Source organism: Rhizobium sp. CFBP 8762 (genome assembly GCF_014841565.1).
Lineage (GTDB): Bacteria > Pseudomonadota > Alphaproteobacteria > Rhizobiales > Rhizobiaceae > CFBP-8762.
The window spans coordinates 15540-31125 of sequence record NZ_JACYUD010000002.1 but is presented as its reverse complement, the minus strand read 5'-3'; the positions used below and the strand labels follow the sequence as shown (position 1 = coordinate 31125).

17 protein-coding genes are annotated in these 15586 nt (G+C 54.0%); 10 read left to right on the top strand and 7 right to left on the bottom strand.

What is annotated here, in order from left to right:
• The first annotated feature begins 22 nt into the window (after window positions 1-22).
• From IFT84_RS05345 to IFT84_RS05325, 5 genes are all read left to right on the top strand, one after another.
• Complete coding sequence (locus tag IFT84_RS05345; protein ID WP_192117645.1) at window positions 23-985, top strand: ABC transporter substrate-binding protein; 963 nt, start codon at window positions 23-25, stop codon at window positions 983-985.
• A complete protein-coding gene (locus IFT84_RS05340; RefSeq protein WP_192117644.1) occupies window positions 982-1782 on the top strand; it encodes an ABC transporter permease in 801 nt (266 codons plus the stop codon). Before IFT84_RS05345 ends, IFT84_RS05340 begins: the two co-directional genes overlap by 4 nt.
• Window positions 1779-2573 (top strand): ABC transporter ATP-binding protein, encoded by a 795-nt coding sequence (locus IFT84_RS05335; RefSeq protein ID WP_192117643.1) that lies wholly within the window; start codon window positions 1779-1781, stop codon window positions 2571-2573. Before IFT84_RS05340 ends, IFT84_RS05335 begins: the two co-directional genes overlap by 4 nt.
• Before the next feature lie 380 nt (window positions 2574-2953).
• Window positions 2954-3961: a porin gene (locus tag IFT84_RS05330; RefSeq protein ID WP_192117642.1), complete on the top strand. Its 1008-nt coding sequence runs from the start codon at window positions 2954-2956 to the stop codon at window positions 3959-3961.
• A gap of 111 nt (window positions 3962-4072) precedes the next feature.
• The gene (locus tag IFT84_RS05325; RefSeq protein WP_342212834.1) at window positions 4073-5860 is read left to right on the top strand and encodes a GGDEF domain-containing protein; all 1788 of its coding nucleotides are present in this window, start codon (window positions 4073-4075) and stop codon (window positions 5858-5860) included.
• 7 nt (window positions 5861-5867) lie between these two features.
• On the opposite strand, the gene IFT84_RS05320 is transcribed toward IFT84_RS05325, so the two are convergent.
• Window positions 5868-6182: an NIPSNAP family protein gene (locus IFT84_RS05320; RefSeq protein ID WP_192117641.1), complete on the bottom strand. Its 315-nt coding sequence runs from the start codon at window positions 6180-6182 to the stop codon at window positions 5868-5870.
• A 187-nt stretch (window positions 6183-6369) separates the two neighbouring features.
• Between IFT84_RS05320 and IFT84_RS05315 the strand changes: the two genes are divergently transcribed.
• From IFT84_RS05315 to IFT84_RS05305, 3 genes are all read left to right on the top strand, one after another.
• Window positions 6370-6804 carry a pyridoxamine 5'-phosphate oxidase family protein gene (locus tag IFT84_RS05315; RefSeq protein WP_192117640.1) on the top strand — a complete coding sequence of 145 codons (435 nt, stop codon included), beginning with the start codon at window positions 6370-6372 and terminating at the stop codon, window positions 6802-6804.
• Window positions 6805-6908: 104 nt separating this feature from the next.
• Window positions 6909-7694 (top strand): ThuA domain-containing protein, encoded by a 786-nt coding sequence (locus IFT84_RS05310; protein WP_192117639.1) that lies wholly within the window; start codon window positions 6909-6911, stop codon window positions 7692-7694.
• Window positions 7695-7696: 2 nt separating this feature from the next.
• Window positions 7697-8740: a Gfo/Idh/MocA family protein gene (locus IFT84_RS05305; RefSeq protein ID WP_192117638.1), complete on the top strand. Its 1044-nt coding sequence runs from the start codon at window positions 7697-7699 to the stop codon at window positions 8738-8740.
• A gap of 75 nt (window positions 8741-8815) precedes the next feature.
• Here the strand turns inward: IFT84_RS05305 and IFT84_RS05300 are convergent, their stop codons facing one another.
• Both IFT84_RS05300 and IFT84_RS05295 read right to left on the bottom strand, forming a co-directional pair.
• Window positions 8816-9316 carry a cupin gene (locus tag IFT84_RS05300; protein WP_192117637.1) on the bottom strand — a complete coding sequence of 167 codons (501 nt, stop codon included), beginning with the start codon at window positions 9314-9316 and terminating at the stop codon, window positions 8816-8818.
• Entirely contained in the window at window positions 9313-9933 is a 621-nt protein-coding gene (locus IFT84_RS05295; protein ID WP_192117636.1) for an undecaprenyl-diphosphatase, read from the bottom strand. The genes IFT84_RS05300 and IFT84_RS05295 overlap by 4 nt, the downstream gene beginning before the upstream one ends.
• A 151-nt stretch (window positions 9934-10084) precedes the next feature.
• On the opposite strand from IFT84_RS05295, the gene IFT84_RS05290 reads away from it, so the two are divergent.
• Window positions 10085-10312 (top strand): hypothetical protein, encoded by a 228-nt coding sequence (locus IFT84_RS05290; protein WP_192117635.1) that lies wholly within the window; start codon window positions 10085-10087, stop codon window positions 10310-10312.
• An 11-nt stretch (window positions 10313-10323) separates the two neighbouring features.
• Here the strand turns inward: IFT84_RS05290 and IFT84_RS05285 are convergent, their stop codons facing one another.
• Window positions 10324-11097: an EAL domain-containing protein gene (locus IFT84_RS05285; RefSeq protein WP_342212833.1), complete on the bottom strand. Its 774-nt coding sequence runs from the start codon at window positions 11095-11097 to the stop codon at window positions 10324-10326.
• 176 nt (window positions 11098-11273) lie between these two features.
• Here IFT84_RS05285 and recX point away from each other — a divergent pair, with 176 nt between their 5' ends.
• Window positions 11274-11840: a recombination regulator RecX gene (gene recX, locus IFT84_RS05280; RefSeq protein WP_192117634.1), complete on the top strand. Its 567-nt coding sequence runs from the start codon at window positions 11274-11276 to the stop codon at window positions 11838-11840.
• A gap of 38 nt (window positions 11841-11878) precedes the next feature.
• On the opposite strand, the gene IFT84_RS05275 is transcribed toward recX, so the two are convergent.
• From IFT84_RS05275 to IFT84_RS05265, 3 genes are all read right to left on the bottom strand, one after another.
• The gene (locus tag IFT84_RS05275; protein ID WP_192117633.1) at window positions 11879-13636 is read right to left on the bottom strand and encodes an FAD/NAD(P)-binding protein; all 1758 of its coding nucleotides are present in this window, start codon (window positions 13634-13636) and stop codon (window positions 11879-11881) included.
• Between the two features lie 139 nt (window positions 13637-13775).
• A complete protein-coding gene (locus IFT84_RS05270; protein WP_192117632.1) occupies window positions 13776-13997 on the bottom strand; it encodes a hypothetical protein in 222 nt (73 codons plus the stop codon).
• A gap of 248 nt (window positions 13998-14245) precedes the next feature.
• Complete coding sequence (locus IFT84_RS05265) at window positions 14246-15511, bottom strand: arsenic transporter (protein WP_192117631.1); 1266 nt, start codon at window positions 15509-15511, stop codon at window positions 14246-14248.
• Between the last annotated feature and the right edge of the window lie 75 nt (window positions 15512-15586).

Below are 15586 nucleotides of genomic sequence, written 5' to 3'. Positions count from 1 at the left end.
AAAGAATGTCACGGATTCCAGCATGATAAAAGCTCTCGCACTGGCACTGACCCTTGCCACCGTTTCGCTCGCTCAGGCGCACGCAGATACCATCAAGGTCGGGGTTCAGCCATGGTTGGGCTATGGCCCCCTATGGGTTGCCGAGGAAAAGGGGTTTTTCAAAAAGCATGATCTGGATGTGGTCCTGACCACGTTCAACTGGGATCAGGATATGACCGCCGCCTTGGCGAGCGAAAATTTGAATGTCATCGCCGCGGGCAGCAACAGCGTTATCACCAATGTCAATCAGGGCGTCGATCAGAAAGGCTTTCTGGTTATGGATCTGTCGTTTGAGGCGGACGCCATTCTGGCCGGGGACGGCATCAATTCCGTCAAGGATTTAAAGGGCAAAACGGTTGCCTTTGAAGCGGGGGCCACAAGCGACCTGCTGCTGAACTACGCACTGAAACAGAACGGCATGAAACTCAGCGATGTGGAGCATGTGCCCATGGGCGCGTCCGAAGCGGGCCTTGCGCTGATTGCGGGTCGAGTCGACTCGGCGGTGACGTACGAGCCGTATATATCCACCAGTCTGAAGCAAGGCGGGGGATTCAAGGTTATTTATACTGCCGCTGAAAAGCGCGGCTTGATCAGCGATATGTTAACGGCCTCCTCAACATGGATTGCGGCCAACCCCAAAGATGTGCAGGGCCTGATCCGCGCATGGGACGACGCAGTCAAATTCGTGCGCGAGAACCCGCAGGAAGGGAAAGCCATCATCGCAAAGGCCGTTGGCAGTTCGTTGGAAGAACTGGAGCCGGCATTCGCGGGCGTGCGAATGTACGATATTCAGGAAAACCAACAGTTCCTGAAGGGCGAATTTCAGGAATCGATGAAGGCTGCTGGCGAAATCATGCATGAAACCAACCCTGATAACATCAAGCGCGTACCGACCGCCGACGAACTGCTGGCACTTGAGCCTTTGAAGGCCGTTGCAGCGCAATGATGCACCGCAAAACGCTGTTGCGTTTAAGAAAGGACATTCCGGAACCGATTTTTCGCCTGTCCGGGTTTTTGATACCGCTTCTGTTGCTGGCCATCTGGGCGGGCGTCACATGGTTGGGGCTGGTGCGTCCGCTGTTTCTGCCCAGCCCGTGGAGCGTTATCGGCGAAGGAGTCCGGCAGTTGCGGGAGGGTATTCTGCTGGAAGATGCGTCCGTCTCGATCTACCGTATCATCGTAGGCTGGCTGGCCGCGACCGTTGTTGCCGTACCCCTCGGCATACTTATGGGCAATTATCGGCTGATGGAGGGGCTGTTCGAGCCGCTGATCTCCACGGTACGCTATATGCCCGTTGTCGCTCTCATTCCCCTGTCCATTTTGTGGGCTGGCATCGGCGACGTCCAGAAAATTCTCATTCTGTTTCTCGGAACGTTTTTTCAGCAAGCACTGATGATCATGGACAATGTCAAAAACATTGACATTAACCTTATTCGTGCCGGACAAACTCTGGGATTCAGTGATGGCGAGATCTTGCGACGGATCGTCTTGCCTGCCGCCATGCCGGGTATCTGGGATACGTTCCGCATTACCATCGGCTGGACATGGACCTATCTGGTGGTCGCTGAACTGGTGGCTGCCAATGCCGGGCTTGGGCGCCGGATCATGGACGCGCAGCGCTACCTTGCAACGGATACGATCCTGTTCGGCATTTTGTTCATCGGATTATTGGGCTTGTTGACGGATTATCTCTTTAAACGGGCAGGGCGGTCACTGTTTACCTGGAGCAGTCAGACGCGATGAGCGAACCAGTCAAATTGTCCGTGGTCCAAGTCGGAAAAACGTTCAAGGGGAACGACGGCCCCGTTACGGCGATCGAATCCATCAGCCTCGATATTCCCCAAAATCAGTTTGTCTCGATTGTGGGAACATCAGGATGCGGAAAATCGACGCTTCTCAATATGATCGGCGGACTCGATGAGGCGACAACCGGTCACATCCTGATCGATGGCGAACCGGTGCGGGGGCCGGGACGGGATCGCGGTTTTGTGTTTCAGAGCTACAGCCTGTTTGAGTGGATGACAGTCGAAGGCAATATTCGTTTTGCCTTGGAAAAGAGCGCTCTGTCAAAACCGGAAAAGCAGGAACTGGTCGCGCATTTTGTGAACGCCGTTGGCCTTTCAGGCTTTCAGAATGCTTATCCGAAGCAGCTTTCAGGCGGAATGCGCCAGCGCGTCGCCATTGCCCGGGCGCTGGTCTATCAGCCCGCGATCCTGTTGATGGATGAACCCTTCGGGGCGCTAGACGCGCAAACCCGCGGTATGATGCAGGAACTGCTCTTGACCGTATGGGAGAACCATCGTGTTACGGTGTTGTTTGTAACGCACGATGTGGACGAGGCAATTTTCCTGGCAGACCGTGTTGTCGTACTGGCCAGTCGCCCCGGCCGCGTCAAAAAAGACATGATGATTGATCTGGCGCGCTCGCGTACTCCCAACGTCCTGACAGACCCGACCTTTGCTCACTACAAGCGCGAAATCCTTGCCGACATCCGCGAGGAAACGTTGAAAGTTATGTCGCTGGAGCGGATATAGCAGCCTCTGCTTTCTTGAAGAGTCCTGCGTCAAACAGCTAGAAATTGGATACGCAGCTATTGCGTCCGCAGTCCTCGAATCAGCACTATCTAATAGGTTGCGAGCGCAAAAAATCACAAGGCTTGATTGTTAACCCATTGGTTTCGTTTCACAAAACGGTTATTTGGTTGTCATACAATCCCCGGGGAATGAGCAGTTTGTTGCGAAATAGCAACATCTCAGCTTCGCCGCACCGTAAGTAAAACAATTCTAATGCAATATTGCTTTCGTGTCATGAACGGAAACTAAGCCGCTCCATGCAACCCGCGACCACGCCGGTGTTGCCGGACAGGCAAAAGCCTACTCCGACGTCAAAAAACTTATCTGACCTGGAGGTCATCATGACACTTCGCAGCCTTCTTCTTGGCTCCGCAGCTTTGCTTTCTTTCGCGCCAATGGCAACCGCAGCGGACGCTATCGTCGCCGCCGAACCTGAGCCCATGGAATATGTTCGCGTCTGTGACGCGTTCGGTTCGGGTTACTTCTATATCCCCGGCACCGAAACCTGCCTGAAAATTGGCGGTTACATGCGTTTTGATGTCAGGGGTGGCGACTTGCTGGGGTTGAACACGGACGGCGTTGCTGGCGGCGATACCTATGACAACCGCGCCCGTTTCGCGCTGCGGGTGAGCACTGCATCCGATACGGAACTTGGTGACTTGAAGACCTATAGCGAGGTTCGCTTCAATTATCGCCAGGGAACCGATGCAGTCGCTCTACAATTTGGATATATCGATCTGGCTGGTTTTCGCGTCGGCGTTGACGAATCCGCATTCACGACATTTGCGGGCTATGCCGGTAGCGTCATGAATGACGACTTGATCCCCTTCGGCCCGTACCGCACGACGCTGATGTCCTATACGTTCAAGTCCGATAACGGTTTGACTGGCATTATCGCGCTTGAAGATGACGAGTCCGGCCGCAACTACATGCCGGATATGGTAGCCGGTGCGGGTTACGTCAGCAAGGCATTCTCAGCGCGCGTCGTGGGCGGTTACGATGAAAGCCTGGAAGAGGGTGCCATTAAGGCGCGTCTCGACGGTACGCTCGGCTCTGTCTCCGCCTTCATTATGGGTGGCTGGAACACAGACGGCAAGATGAAGAACCGGTACGCAACCTGGGGCGGCGACTGGGCTGTCTGGGGTGGCGTATCTGCTAATCTGACCGAAAAGACAAAGCTGGCTGCACAGGTCTCCTACGACGACGCAGAAACGCTGGCTGTCGCAGCAAACGTCGCTTTCACTGTTGTGAAGGGCTTGGCTATTACGCCGGAAGTTGCCTATCGCGACCGTAAGGATGCAACCGGCGACCAGTGGGGCGGTATGGTCCGCTTCCAGCGTTCATTCTAACAAGATGCCGTTAGGAAAGCCGGGTGTTTCGCTCGGCTTTCCGCAATTTCTGCTTGATCATCTGCGCTTATACGCGATCTAAGAGAGTCTGTTGTCGACAGGGAGAGCGGTGTGGCAAATATCGAGTTTTTGAGAACGCCAGCGGCAGACACCTCAAACACTTTGGGTCAACAGCCGTTCGACAATGCTTTTCAACCCATCGTGGAGATGGTGAGCGGCCGTGTGTACGGCTATGAGTCCCTGCTGCGTGGTTATGAACATCTGGGGTTTGAAACGCCACTCGACCTTCTTGATAAGGCTCATCATACCAACCAGCTGTTGCAGGTGGAGCAAGCCAGCTTTGAGAATTCGGTCTCGCGTTTTGCAACGCGTGCAAGCGGCTTGACCCAGACCTTGTTTCTCAACTTCGATACACGCTTGATTGCGCAGGGAATACTATTTTTGGAGCGGTTAACGGCCTGCCTCGCCGGTCACGGTCTTCTCCCGAACGCCGTCTGCATCGAACTGACGGAACGCTTTGATTATTTGAACAATGCGGCCTTCACGCCCTTTATACAGACGTTGAAAGCCAAAGGGTTCAAAATTGCAATCGATGATTTCGGCACAGGTTTCAATGGTCTTCGTGTCTTATCCCACGCGTCGGCGGACTACGTGAAAATAGACCGGCACTTTTTACAAGACGTTGACCACAATCCCCGCAATCGCCAACTACTGAAACAGACCGTGTCCATGGTACATGCCCTCGGCGCGCGTGCGCTCGCGGAAGGTGTTGAGACCGAGGCGGAATATACTCTCTGCCGTCAGTTGGGTTGCGACCTCGTCCAGGGCTGGTTCATCGCCCGGCCTGTGCAGCAGGTGGAGGAACTGCCAACGGCCTATCGCCATCTTGAGGCATCGACGCGTCGACAGGCTGATACGACGTCTGCTGACCGTGTCTTGATCCGCAAAGAGGCTGAGCCACTGCCCGTTGTGCGTGAAACAGATGCGATCGAGGGGGTATTCGATCTGTTCCGTCGTCATCCGAAACTGCATTTGTTTCCGGTCGTGTCAGCGCAGGACGAGCCGCGCGGTATTTTGCATGAGAATGAGCTGAAGGATAAAATTTATCATCCATTCGGACGGGATTTGCTGAAGAACAAAATCTACCAGCGCGGGGTATCGCATTTTATAACACCGGTTCCAGTGGTCGACATTGCAACCCCGGCCGAACAACTGCTTAAAATTTTTGCGGACACGGCTACCAGCCACTGTCTTATCTTGACAGAGCATGGGCGCTATTCCGGCGTTTTATCCGCTGGTTCCTTGCTGCGCATCCTTCACGAAAAACAACTAAAATCAGCACAGGATCAAAATCCGCTGACCGGATTGTCCGGAAACCGTTCTATTCGCCAGTTTGTGCGCGACGCTGCGGCTACGAGTAGCCAGATCCGTTATCTCTGTTATGGCGACTTCGACAATTTCAAGCCATTCAACGACAAGTACGGGTTTCAAACCGGCGATATGGCGATAATGCTGTACGCCCGTTTGTTGCATCACCAATTTCAGGACGAAGACGCCTTTCTGGGTCATGTGGGCGGTGACGACTTTTTCATAGGCCTCAACGGGTTACCCCATCGCGTCGTACAGGACCATATGGAAGCGCTGATGACCGGTTTTTCCAACAGCGTTCGCGAACTGTATAGCGACGACGACCGAAATGCGGGTTGCATTCAGTGCAACGACCGCTTTGGCAACCCGCAACTTTTCCCCTTAATGCGGTGCAGCATGGCTGTTTTGGAACTGCCCGCAGGTACAGAGTTTGACGACGACAATGATTTCAGTGCAACCATTGCGCGGCTCAAAAAACGGGCCAAGGAAAGCCCGTTTGGGTTGGCCTGGGAACAATACGCATCTTCATAGACCGCGCTTACTTCATTGGTGAGAAAGAGGTCGGACGCAGAATTCGGCTGCGCATTTCCAGTACATATTGCGCGGCCTTGGTGCGAAATACCTGCCATTGCGGGTCTGCTTCCAGTGCAGCGCGGCGCGTTTCTCTGTCTCCGAGTCCTTCATATTGCCAGATATGAACGACCTCGTTGACGACACCGACATCGGTGGTGAACCAGCCGACGAGGTGGCCCAAATGGCTGATTTGCAACGCCATGCCTTCTGAAACGTACAGGTTAAGATAGTCCTGCACATGAGCAGGTTTGATTGCGTAAGTCCGTTCGTCAAGTATCATGGTTAGTTCCAATGGCTGGTCAGAAAGGGGTTGGCGGTTTGCTGCAGTTGATGTTTAGCTGTGTCGCGACATTGAGGAAACCTCAGAAAGTCCGGGAACCAAACCATCAAGCAAACCGGCTCTAGCCGAACGCAACGCATGCGCTACTTCCGTGTGAACTGAACCCTTGCCAACCGGAGAACAATTCATGTCAGACATGACGCTACCCGATCTATCAAAAGCCATGCAGGATATCGATTTTGCTATGTTGATGACCCACGCTGCCGATGGCAGTATCGCTGGACGCCCCATGAGCAACAATGGCGAAGTTGAGTACAAAGGAGACAGTTACTTTTTCACCTGGGAGGAGTCCCGCATGGTGACCGAAATCAAGGCCGATCCCAAGGTTGCGTTGTCATTTACCGGCCGCAAAGGTCTGTTGGGCAAGCCGCCAATCTTCATCAATGTGGAAGGTGAAGCCGAACTGATCCGTGACAAGGCTCAGTTTGAGGAACACTGGACAAAGGATCTGGACCGCTGGTTCGAGCAGGGTATCGATACGCCCGGCATCGTGTTGATCAAAGTGCATGCGGGCCGCATTCATTACTGGGATGGAGAGGACGAGGGCGAACTTCTGGTTTGATGCTGTTGTCGACTCTGCGGTCGTGCTGACACCCGCCAGCGCAAAATCAGGACGACTGCAGACATTTTAGGTGCTATATTTTATTGATACTGGAGGAACTGATTTTGCCTATTCGTGCAGTTGTCTGGAACGAAAACATTCACGAGCAAACCAACGATATCGTTCGGAGTATTTATCCGACAGGCATTCATAATGCGATTGCCGATGCCCTGAATACAGACGACGCCATTGAGGCGACCACCGCAACACTGGAAGAACCTGACCACGGCCTGACCGAAGACCGGCTGCGGCAAACCGATGTGTTGCTGTGGTGGGGCCATAAAGACCATGGCGCGGTAAGCGATGAGGTGGTGGAGCGGGTTGCCAGGCGTGTCTGGGAGGGAATGGGCCTGATTGTCCTGCACTCCGGTCACTTCTCCAAGCCGTTCAAACGTTTGATGGGCACACCCTGCGCGCTGAAGTGGCGTGAAGCCGGAGAACGTGAACGGCTATGGGTCATCAACCCGCGCCATGAGATTGCCAAGGGTCTGGACGACCATTTCGTACTGGAGCACGAGGAAATGTACGGCGAACAGTTCTCCGTGCCCGAACCGTTGGAAACTGTGTTTATCTCCTGGTTTGCAGGCGGAGAAGTTTTTCGCTCCGGAATGACATGGCGGCGGGGAGCAGGAAACATTTTCTACTTCCGGCCAGGACATGAGACATACCCGACCTATCACGACGTCAATGTGCAGACGGTTTTACGCAACGCTGTCAACTGGGCCTACAATCCGCAGGCGGCGCTGACCGCCATTCACGACGCACCGAATGTGCCGGTGGAGCAAGCGCTGGAACCGATTGAGGAACGCGGCGAAAAGCTGCATCAGGCAGGCGAAGCAGGGTATAAATAATCATGCGGCTTTTGATATTGGGAACGGGCGGCATGGCCAACGCCCATGCGATGAATTTTGCCCAGATTTCCGGTGTGGAACTGGTTGCTGCGGTCGATGTCGAGGATGTGAAGGCGAGGGCCTTTGCCCTTCGGCACAATATTCCATTGGCCTTCACATCGCTGGACGAAGCGTTGGCCTGGGGCGAATTCGATGCGGTGGCAAACGTAACGCCCGACCGCGTCCACCATCCGACCAGCATGGCTGTGATACAGGCGGGAAAGCACATTTTTTGCGAAAAGCCTCTTGCCGAAAATTTTGCCAAAGCCGACGAAATGGCGAAGGCTGCGGAGCAGGCGGGTGTCATTGCCATGGTGAACCTGACCTACCGCAACGTTGCCCCTTTGCAGGCCGCCAGAACGATGGTGCAGAATGGCGTGCTGGGCAAGGTACGACACCTTGAAGCCTCCTACTTGCAAAGCTGGCTGGTATCCAAGGTGTGGGGCGATTGGGCGCAGGAGTCGCAGTGGCTGTGGCGCCTTTCGACCAAGCATGGTTCGAACGGGGTTCTCGGCGATGTCGGCATCCATATTCTGGACTTTGCCTCCTACGGATCCGCCAGCACAGTCGAGCGGGTGTTTACCCGGTTGAAAACGTTTGAAAAGGTGCCGGGCAACGCCATCGGTGAATATGATCTCGACGCCAATGACAGTTTCACGATGACGGCGGAGTTCGAAAACGGAGCTATGGGCGTTATTCATGCCAGCCGTTGGGCAACCGGGCACCTGAACGAATTGCGGTTGAGGCTGCACGGGGATCGCGGGGCGCTCGAGATTGTTCACACGCCGGAAAATTCAACATTGCGCGCATGTCTGGGTGCAGATGTCGAAAATGCCGTCTGGCGCGATATTGAGGCCGAGCCGGTTAAAACGAACTATGAACGTTTTGCGCAGTCCATCGAGATCGGCATAGGCGAAGAACCGGGGTTTCGCCATGCGGCGGACTTGCAGAGAATTCTGGATCTGGCCATTCAAACGGAAGCCGAACGCAAAGAACTCAGCATTTAGAGCCTATTCCGACCGGCGTGAAACGAGGATCGGAAAGAATTTGCCTCAACATGAGAATGTTAAAGCTCTTCCGCGTCAGCCCTTGATCCAATGATGCAACAACGGCCCATTTTTCCCCTCGATGGGGTCTCGATCAGGCATCGGAAGGCGTGTGATGGTTTGCATGTCGACCATTGATGCGGGGCCTGTTTTGAGATCGGCGTGCTGTCCAGCAGGATAGGCACCAACAACCAGAAAATCCCGACTGGCCTCCAGCCTGCAATGCCCGGTGCCAGCCGGTAGCAAAACACAATCTCCAGCATTCACCGTCAAGACCTTCCCATCCGGTCCCCCTATGAGCAGACGGGCGTTGCCAGCAGCAATGCCGAGAACCTCATGGGCGGTCGTGTGATAGTGCTGGTAATCAAAAACACCATTGCGCCACTGATCACCCCACTTGTTCCCGGCAAATCGCGTCTCGAACGCCCTCGTCATATCTGCCTGTAACGGAAGGGCCTGCTGATACAGGATAACCGGCAGTTCCCTGTTGTTTGGAATATGACCGCTCGGGTCGAACCAGACCGTATCGACAATCATCGCCGGCCGCGGCTTCCATCGCGTCCGAAAGACAGGATTGTCATCATGGTATCAATCGTGCGGATGTAGACGCGATCGACATGATGATAGAGCGTTCGGCCATACCGGCCCATAATCCACAAGGACGCGACCGATGATACCACGCCCAAGGCGGCACCACCGACAATATCCAGTGGATAGTGTACGCCGAGATAGATACGCGACCAGCCCACGACAACGCCGCCTGAAGCGACCAGAAGGCCGAGCTGCCTGCGGCGCAGAAGCAAGAGTGTAGTCGCATAGGTCGCAAAAACGAGCGCGTGATTGCTCGGGAAGGAAGGGCTTTGGCGGTGGTCCATCAAAGCAGCTCCGAGCCCTGCCACAAACGGTCTTGGACGATAAGCAACGACGCCCAGAGCATAACTGAGAACCGTACCGATCAAGAGGGCTAGAAACAACGCCAGTGCTGTCTGCTTCAGCTTTGGAGAACCGGAAAACCACAGGTTGACCATATGAAGCGGCAGAAAATAAATCGGCGCCTTAGCAATCAGAATAGCAATGATGACCAACCATATGGCAGCATTTGGCCCCCCCGTCATCCATAGGAACAGGGTTGTGTCGAAATCGAGAAAAGCCATTGCGCAATCCGTTCGGTTCGTCCGATGAGCCTGTCAAATTATCGTGGGAGTCTTAAGGATCTGTTTTCCACCGTGACAGTTCTGTAAAAATCATAGGGGGTGAAATGACAGCACGGATCGTATACACAGGCCCAAACAGGATGCGCAGCACATGAACCACGACGCGTTTAAGGCCCTCTGCAAAAACGGACACTTCAAGGAAGCGCTGGCGCTCGCCGTGGGCGAAGACGCCAAGGCAAAACATGCCCCGAGCCGTTTCGCGATGAACAAGAAAACCGGAAAACCCGTGTTTTATCGTGGCAATAAGCGGGTGGAAAAGGACGCACAAGGGGAATGGCAACCCACATTCGGCCCGCTGCACGGTTTTGACGAGGAATAGCCGCCAGGCACCTAAAATCTCCCGGGCCTCTCGGTCGCGGATCGAACGGGCAAAATCGGCGGGGTCAGCGCTTCGAATTGCGGTTGCGCGATATGGTAGCCCTGGATGTAATCGACACCCAGGTCAACCAGCGCTGTCAATTCCCCTGCGGTTTCCACACCCTCACAAATCAAGGTAACGCCCAGATCGTCCAGCAGTTTGACAATGTTGCGAACGATCGTTTGTTTCACCGGCACTGTGTCGATATCTCTGATAATATCCATATCCAGCTTGACCAGATCGGGCTGGAATTTCGACAACAGACCGAGACCGGCATAGCCCGCGCCGAAGTCATCAATCGCCGTCTTGAAGCCCATCGCCCGATACGCATTCATGATGTTTAACAGATGTTTGGTGTCGAGCTTCTCATTTTCCGTGAACTCGAAGATGATTTTTTCCGTAGGAAAGCCTGTTTTGCCTGCGGCTTCCAAGGTGCGACGGATACAGGCCCGAGGCTCATACACGGCATTGGGCATGAAGTTGATCGACAGAAAGGCAGGAGTGTTCGCCAAGCCGAGGCTAGACGCCAGTTCAATGGCCTTGACGCGGCAACTTTGATCAAAGGCATAACGATTGGCAGAATCTACGGACGCCAGAATTGTGCCAGCACCCGCGCCATTCGTTCCGCGCACGAGGGCTTCATGAGCATAGACCGATCCTGACCGGACATCTACAATTGGCTGAAAAGCCATCGTGAAGGGCAGGGGAAACAGGGTATCGGTTTTACATTGCTGGCAGGCGTTCACATTCACGCTCCTTTTGACAGGCAATATGGAGGGCGAACGATATATAAACAGTAAATTTTGAGGGGTATAATATTGCGTGATCCATCGTATTCTCAGCGGTATCCCGGCAAGGGGAATAACAGACACCATCATAGAGTAAAACGATTAACAGATGATACTAAAATACCGCGTGATTGATGACCGCTGCTGATACAAATGAGGCCGACAGCCAGCCGAACGAACCGACGGCACGAATGCTGACATGGGCGCGAAACTCCACGCTATATCGACTAAGCCGCCAAATGCTGACTGAAAAACAACTGTCTGATGCCATACGCCGTAAAGCAAAAGAAAAATTCAATCCTATCGCTGCGCCAACACTTCAAGCGCTTGCGGACTACGCTGTCGCTTTCGCGTACGAGCAGAATGCGCTGGATGATAACAATTACGCCAGCGTCAGCGCGCGCTCTGCGGTGCGCAACGGCAAATCCCGGCGCATGATTGCACAGAAACTGGCGACCAAAGGTGTTGCAGCAGAAACAGTCGAAACAGCAATGATCGAAACGAACGACCTCGTCGCGGCCGTCATCTTCGCACGAAAACGCCGGTTTGGACCTTACAGAACCGTTGAACTTGATGATAAACGCAAACTGAAAGAACTATCGGCGTTCGCCCGAAACGGTTTCAGCTTCGAAATCGGAAAGAAGGTTTTTGACATGGATCACGACGAGGCGAACGACGTTCTTTTAAATACCCCGACGTAACCAGGAAAACGTTGATTCAATCAAAGTGGACGGGGGCGTTACTGCGCCGTTACCATTCCAGGAAAAAGCAGCGTCGAGGGCAAATTTTCTGCCGGATGGAGAGATGCTTTCAAGATACTTTCCACGGATTTTGGCGCATCGTCCAGATCATTCAAAATAGCTGAGGATACCACCTCACCAATATCGCGGGCACTCGTGATACCCTGCACGAATGGCAGCTTGTGCAGAAGAAAGGAAATGGCCGCACAGTACAGTTTGTTGGACAGATTTTGTTCAAAACGGAGGCGGAACGCTGAATCAAGATCAATGCCGTCAGTTCGAACCGTTTCCAACGTACCAGCCGTGTTAAGCATGAGCGTATCGTCCTGCACCGTTTTGGCTTTCTGAACAACGCCCTGCGACATTAATGTGGGGAAGGGTGTGTCCCGGGCAGACAGGGATGCCTGACCCGTCGCGTCAATGAATGCATCAAAGACAAGGCGTTGGTCGTCGAACTTGACCACCGCGCCATGATCGACGCCGTCTGTGCTGATCTCGCTATCTGACCCCAGTGCAACGATGTCGAGTTTGCCGGCGCGCCGCAAAGCCAGAAGTCGTTGTATCGACTGGTGGGGAACTGTTGCATAATCGTCGATGAAGACTGTTTTGAAGTATTTGTGGAAACGCTTCAGATCCGTCTCATCCAGACTAGGAACGGCGCGGGCAATCACTTCGTGCATGCGTAAAATGGCATAACGCCACTGGACTGTGTAGCGATTTGCCTTGTTCTGCTCCGCCTCCAACAGGTTTTGTGCAGCCCAGACAAACGGGTCTGCCTTCTCACGCTCTGCAAAATAGGCGGAAGCAACGGTTTCCACCGTTAGCTGGGACAAACCGATTTTCGCAGCATAGGCAGGATCACACGCGGTTAGCTCCGAGCGAAAAAGCTCGAACACCTTATCGAGTAGATTGGCGCGGTCGGACGCGATGAGAGTATCAACCGCTTCCTCCGTACAGATGGTCAACGGTGCGTAGGGAATAGGGCAGTAGAAATCAGCTTCCGGCAGGAGCCCTTTGCGCGACATCATCGTCGTGTGAAAGGCTTCGGTATCGGGCGCGCTTTGGTACTGAAGGAGACCACCCGAATCCATGTAAAAAGCACCGTGCGCCGTTGACACGGTGATCAGCGCATCGATGGCACTCAGCGAGGTGCCGAGAATGCCGACCGATCCCGGTGCAATGGTTTTCAGCCCCGGGGCGGGCCACGGTGACATGAAGTAGCCCGGTTTAATCTCGGTTGTTTCCGGCCAATCATGGCCGGTCGCCATGACGACGTGGTCGAAGACATAGTCTTTGCGCGCTCCATCCGGCATCGTCACCGTCAAGGCGATCTCATCGGTACGCAACGCGATATCCGAAACCCGGTGGCGGGCCTTCACATCAATCAGATGGCCCCGATCACGTCCCAATTTCACGAGCATTTCGAACTGAGCCTGAAGAAATTCGCCCAGTACTACCCTCGGATAGAACTCTCGTTCCTGAATCATATCGCGTGGTACGCCAAGGCGTTCAAGATCAGCATCTGACTGACGGTGAAGCCAGGCATTCAACGTTTCGCAGATGGGAGGCAATTCGATACTGGCGATATTCGACAACATAGCGCGGTCGTTGATATCAGGGTGATAGGGAGTGCCTTTCCCGGGGTCTGCTTCGACTTCGAAAACGGTAATGGAGACAGGTTTTTTTGCGGCGATAAGACCTTTGAGTGTGTAGATACCCGTGGGTCCAGAGCCGATCACCGCAATTTTGGAATTCATACTCACCACCGCAAAAACGCAGAACCTTTGAGGTTCAGCCCTAAAACACAAAAGTCCAATGAATGTTCCGTCAAGGCTGAAGCGGTGCAAGAGTTTGTGTTTATTGCACTGCAGATATGAACAGGCTGTCACGAACTAATTACGTACGTGATGTACGCTCGAAAAACTGCGTTAGCAGATTTTGTCGTCCTTTGACGCCTTGTTGATGCAGCGCAATCAAACCAGTTGCGACAGTTTCCGCATCGGGATGGTCACGCGGGATACCTTTCAGGGCGCAGGCGTGCTGAAACACATCATACTGCACAGCCAGTTCATCTGGAGTGACAGCCATACTCGTGTTGGTTAGTTTCGGTGCAATCATGCAATAGGCTTTCGTTGATTGACGAAAGTGCGTGCGTCAAACGATCACCGATCGGCTATAAGGTGCTCAGTGACCACTTCAGAATAAATGTGAAGTGCTTGATGTCAAATAACATATCCGGCATCGCATGGGTCTGGTTAAAGTTCCATAATATATCTTATCTAATGATTTAGTTAAGATCTGGTACTTGTTCCAGCTGCTCTTAACCGTCATCTACCTGCCCGCGCCAAATCCAACCGTTGGTCGCGCTAGGTCCATGGCTGAACTACAACAGCAGCAAGTGCAAGGATCAGCGTTGGCGGCATAACTATCAAACCAAGCTTCAAGAAATTCCAGGCGCTGAAGGTCAGGCCTTCGCGGCGCAGCGCCGTCAACCACAGGATTGTTGCGAGCGAACCCGTGACCGAGAGATTAGGTCCGATGTCAATGCCGACGAGAATACTATCGATGACCTTCCCCGGCAGATCGGCCGCTGTGGTGAAGGCGCCCGCCATCAGCCCAAGCGGCAGATTGTTGGTTAGGTTTGTTGCGAACGCCAACACAACACCGGCAAGTACGGCACCGGTCCGCGGGTGGCCGTTCAGAAGCGGCTGAAGCGTATCGATCAATATCTGCTGCAGGCCGCTTAATTCGACTGCACGAACGATGACAAACAGGCCTGCAACCAGTGCCAAGGTTCCCCAGGAGATGTCTTTCACAAGCGGCAACGGGTTCGAGCGCTCGGCAACGGTTACCGCAAGCGCTGTAAGGACACCGGCCGCAAAGGTCGGCAATCCAAGTTCTAGACCGAACGATGATGAGGCCATAAGCATGATAGCAGCAGCCGTAAGGCCAAATGCCGCGACGCCTCCGCCTCGCGACAACTCAGGAATGGCAATATCCGTCTCAATTCGGCCTTGCAAATCATGACGTTGGGTCCAGCGCAGCAGAAAGAACGTCGCCGCAATGGCCACGGCGGACGGGAGCGCGAACCGGGCAAGCCAAGGGCCGAGTGCCGGAAGATCTTCGCCGAAGACAACCAGATTGGCTGGATTGGAGATCGGCAGGACGAACGACGCAGCGTTCGCAACGAACGCGCACACGAGAAGATACGGGAGCGCCGAGGAAACTTTTGCTGCTCGTGAGACCGCGATAACGGCTGGCGTCAAGACCACAGCGGTGGCATCGTTCGACAGAAAAACGGTCACGAACGTACCCATGACATAGACAAGCCAGAACAATCGGTGAGGTGAACCCTTCGCCGCACGAGCCGCATATGCAGCCAGGTAGTCAAACAGTCCCTCCCGCCGAGCTATTTCGGCCAGAAGCATCATACCAGCCAAAAACAGATAAACGTCTGTTCCCGACAAAACGCCTTGAACTGCGTTTGACCAGCGCAGCAGACCGGTTATTAAAAGGATGAAAGCACCAGCGACAGCGAAGGTCCATTCCGGCCAGCGCATAGGCCTGAATATAACGCCAAACACCGTCAGCGCACTGATAATCCAGGTTGCGAGGCTTAAGCTTGCTGTCATGTGAAGACCTAGGGTTTATCTGGGCACCCGGCAAAGAGCGCCAGCCGTTATCAACAGTGGCAAAACACAAAACCT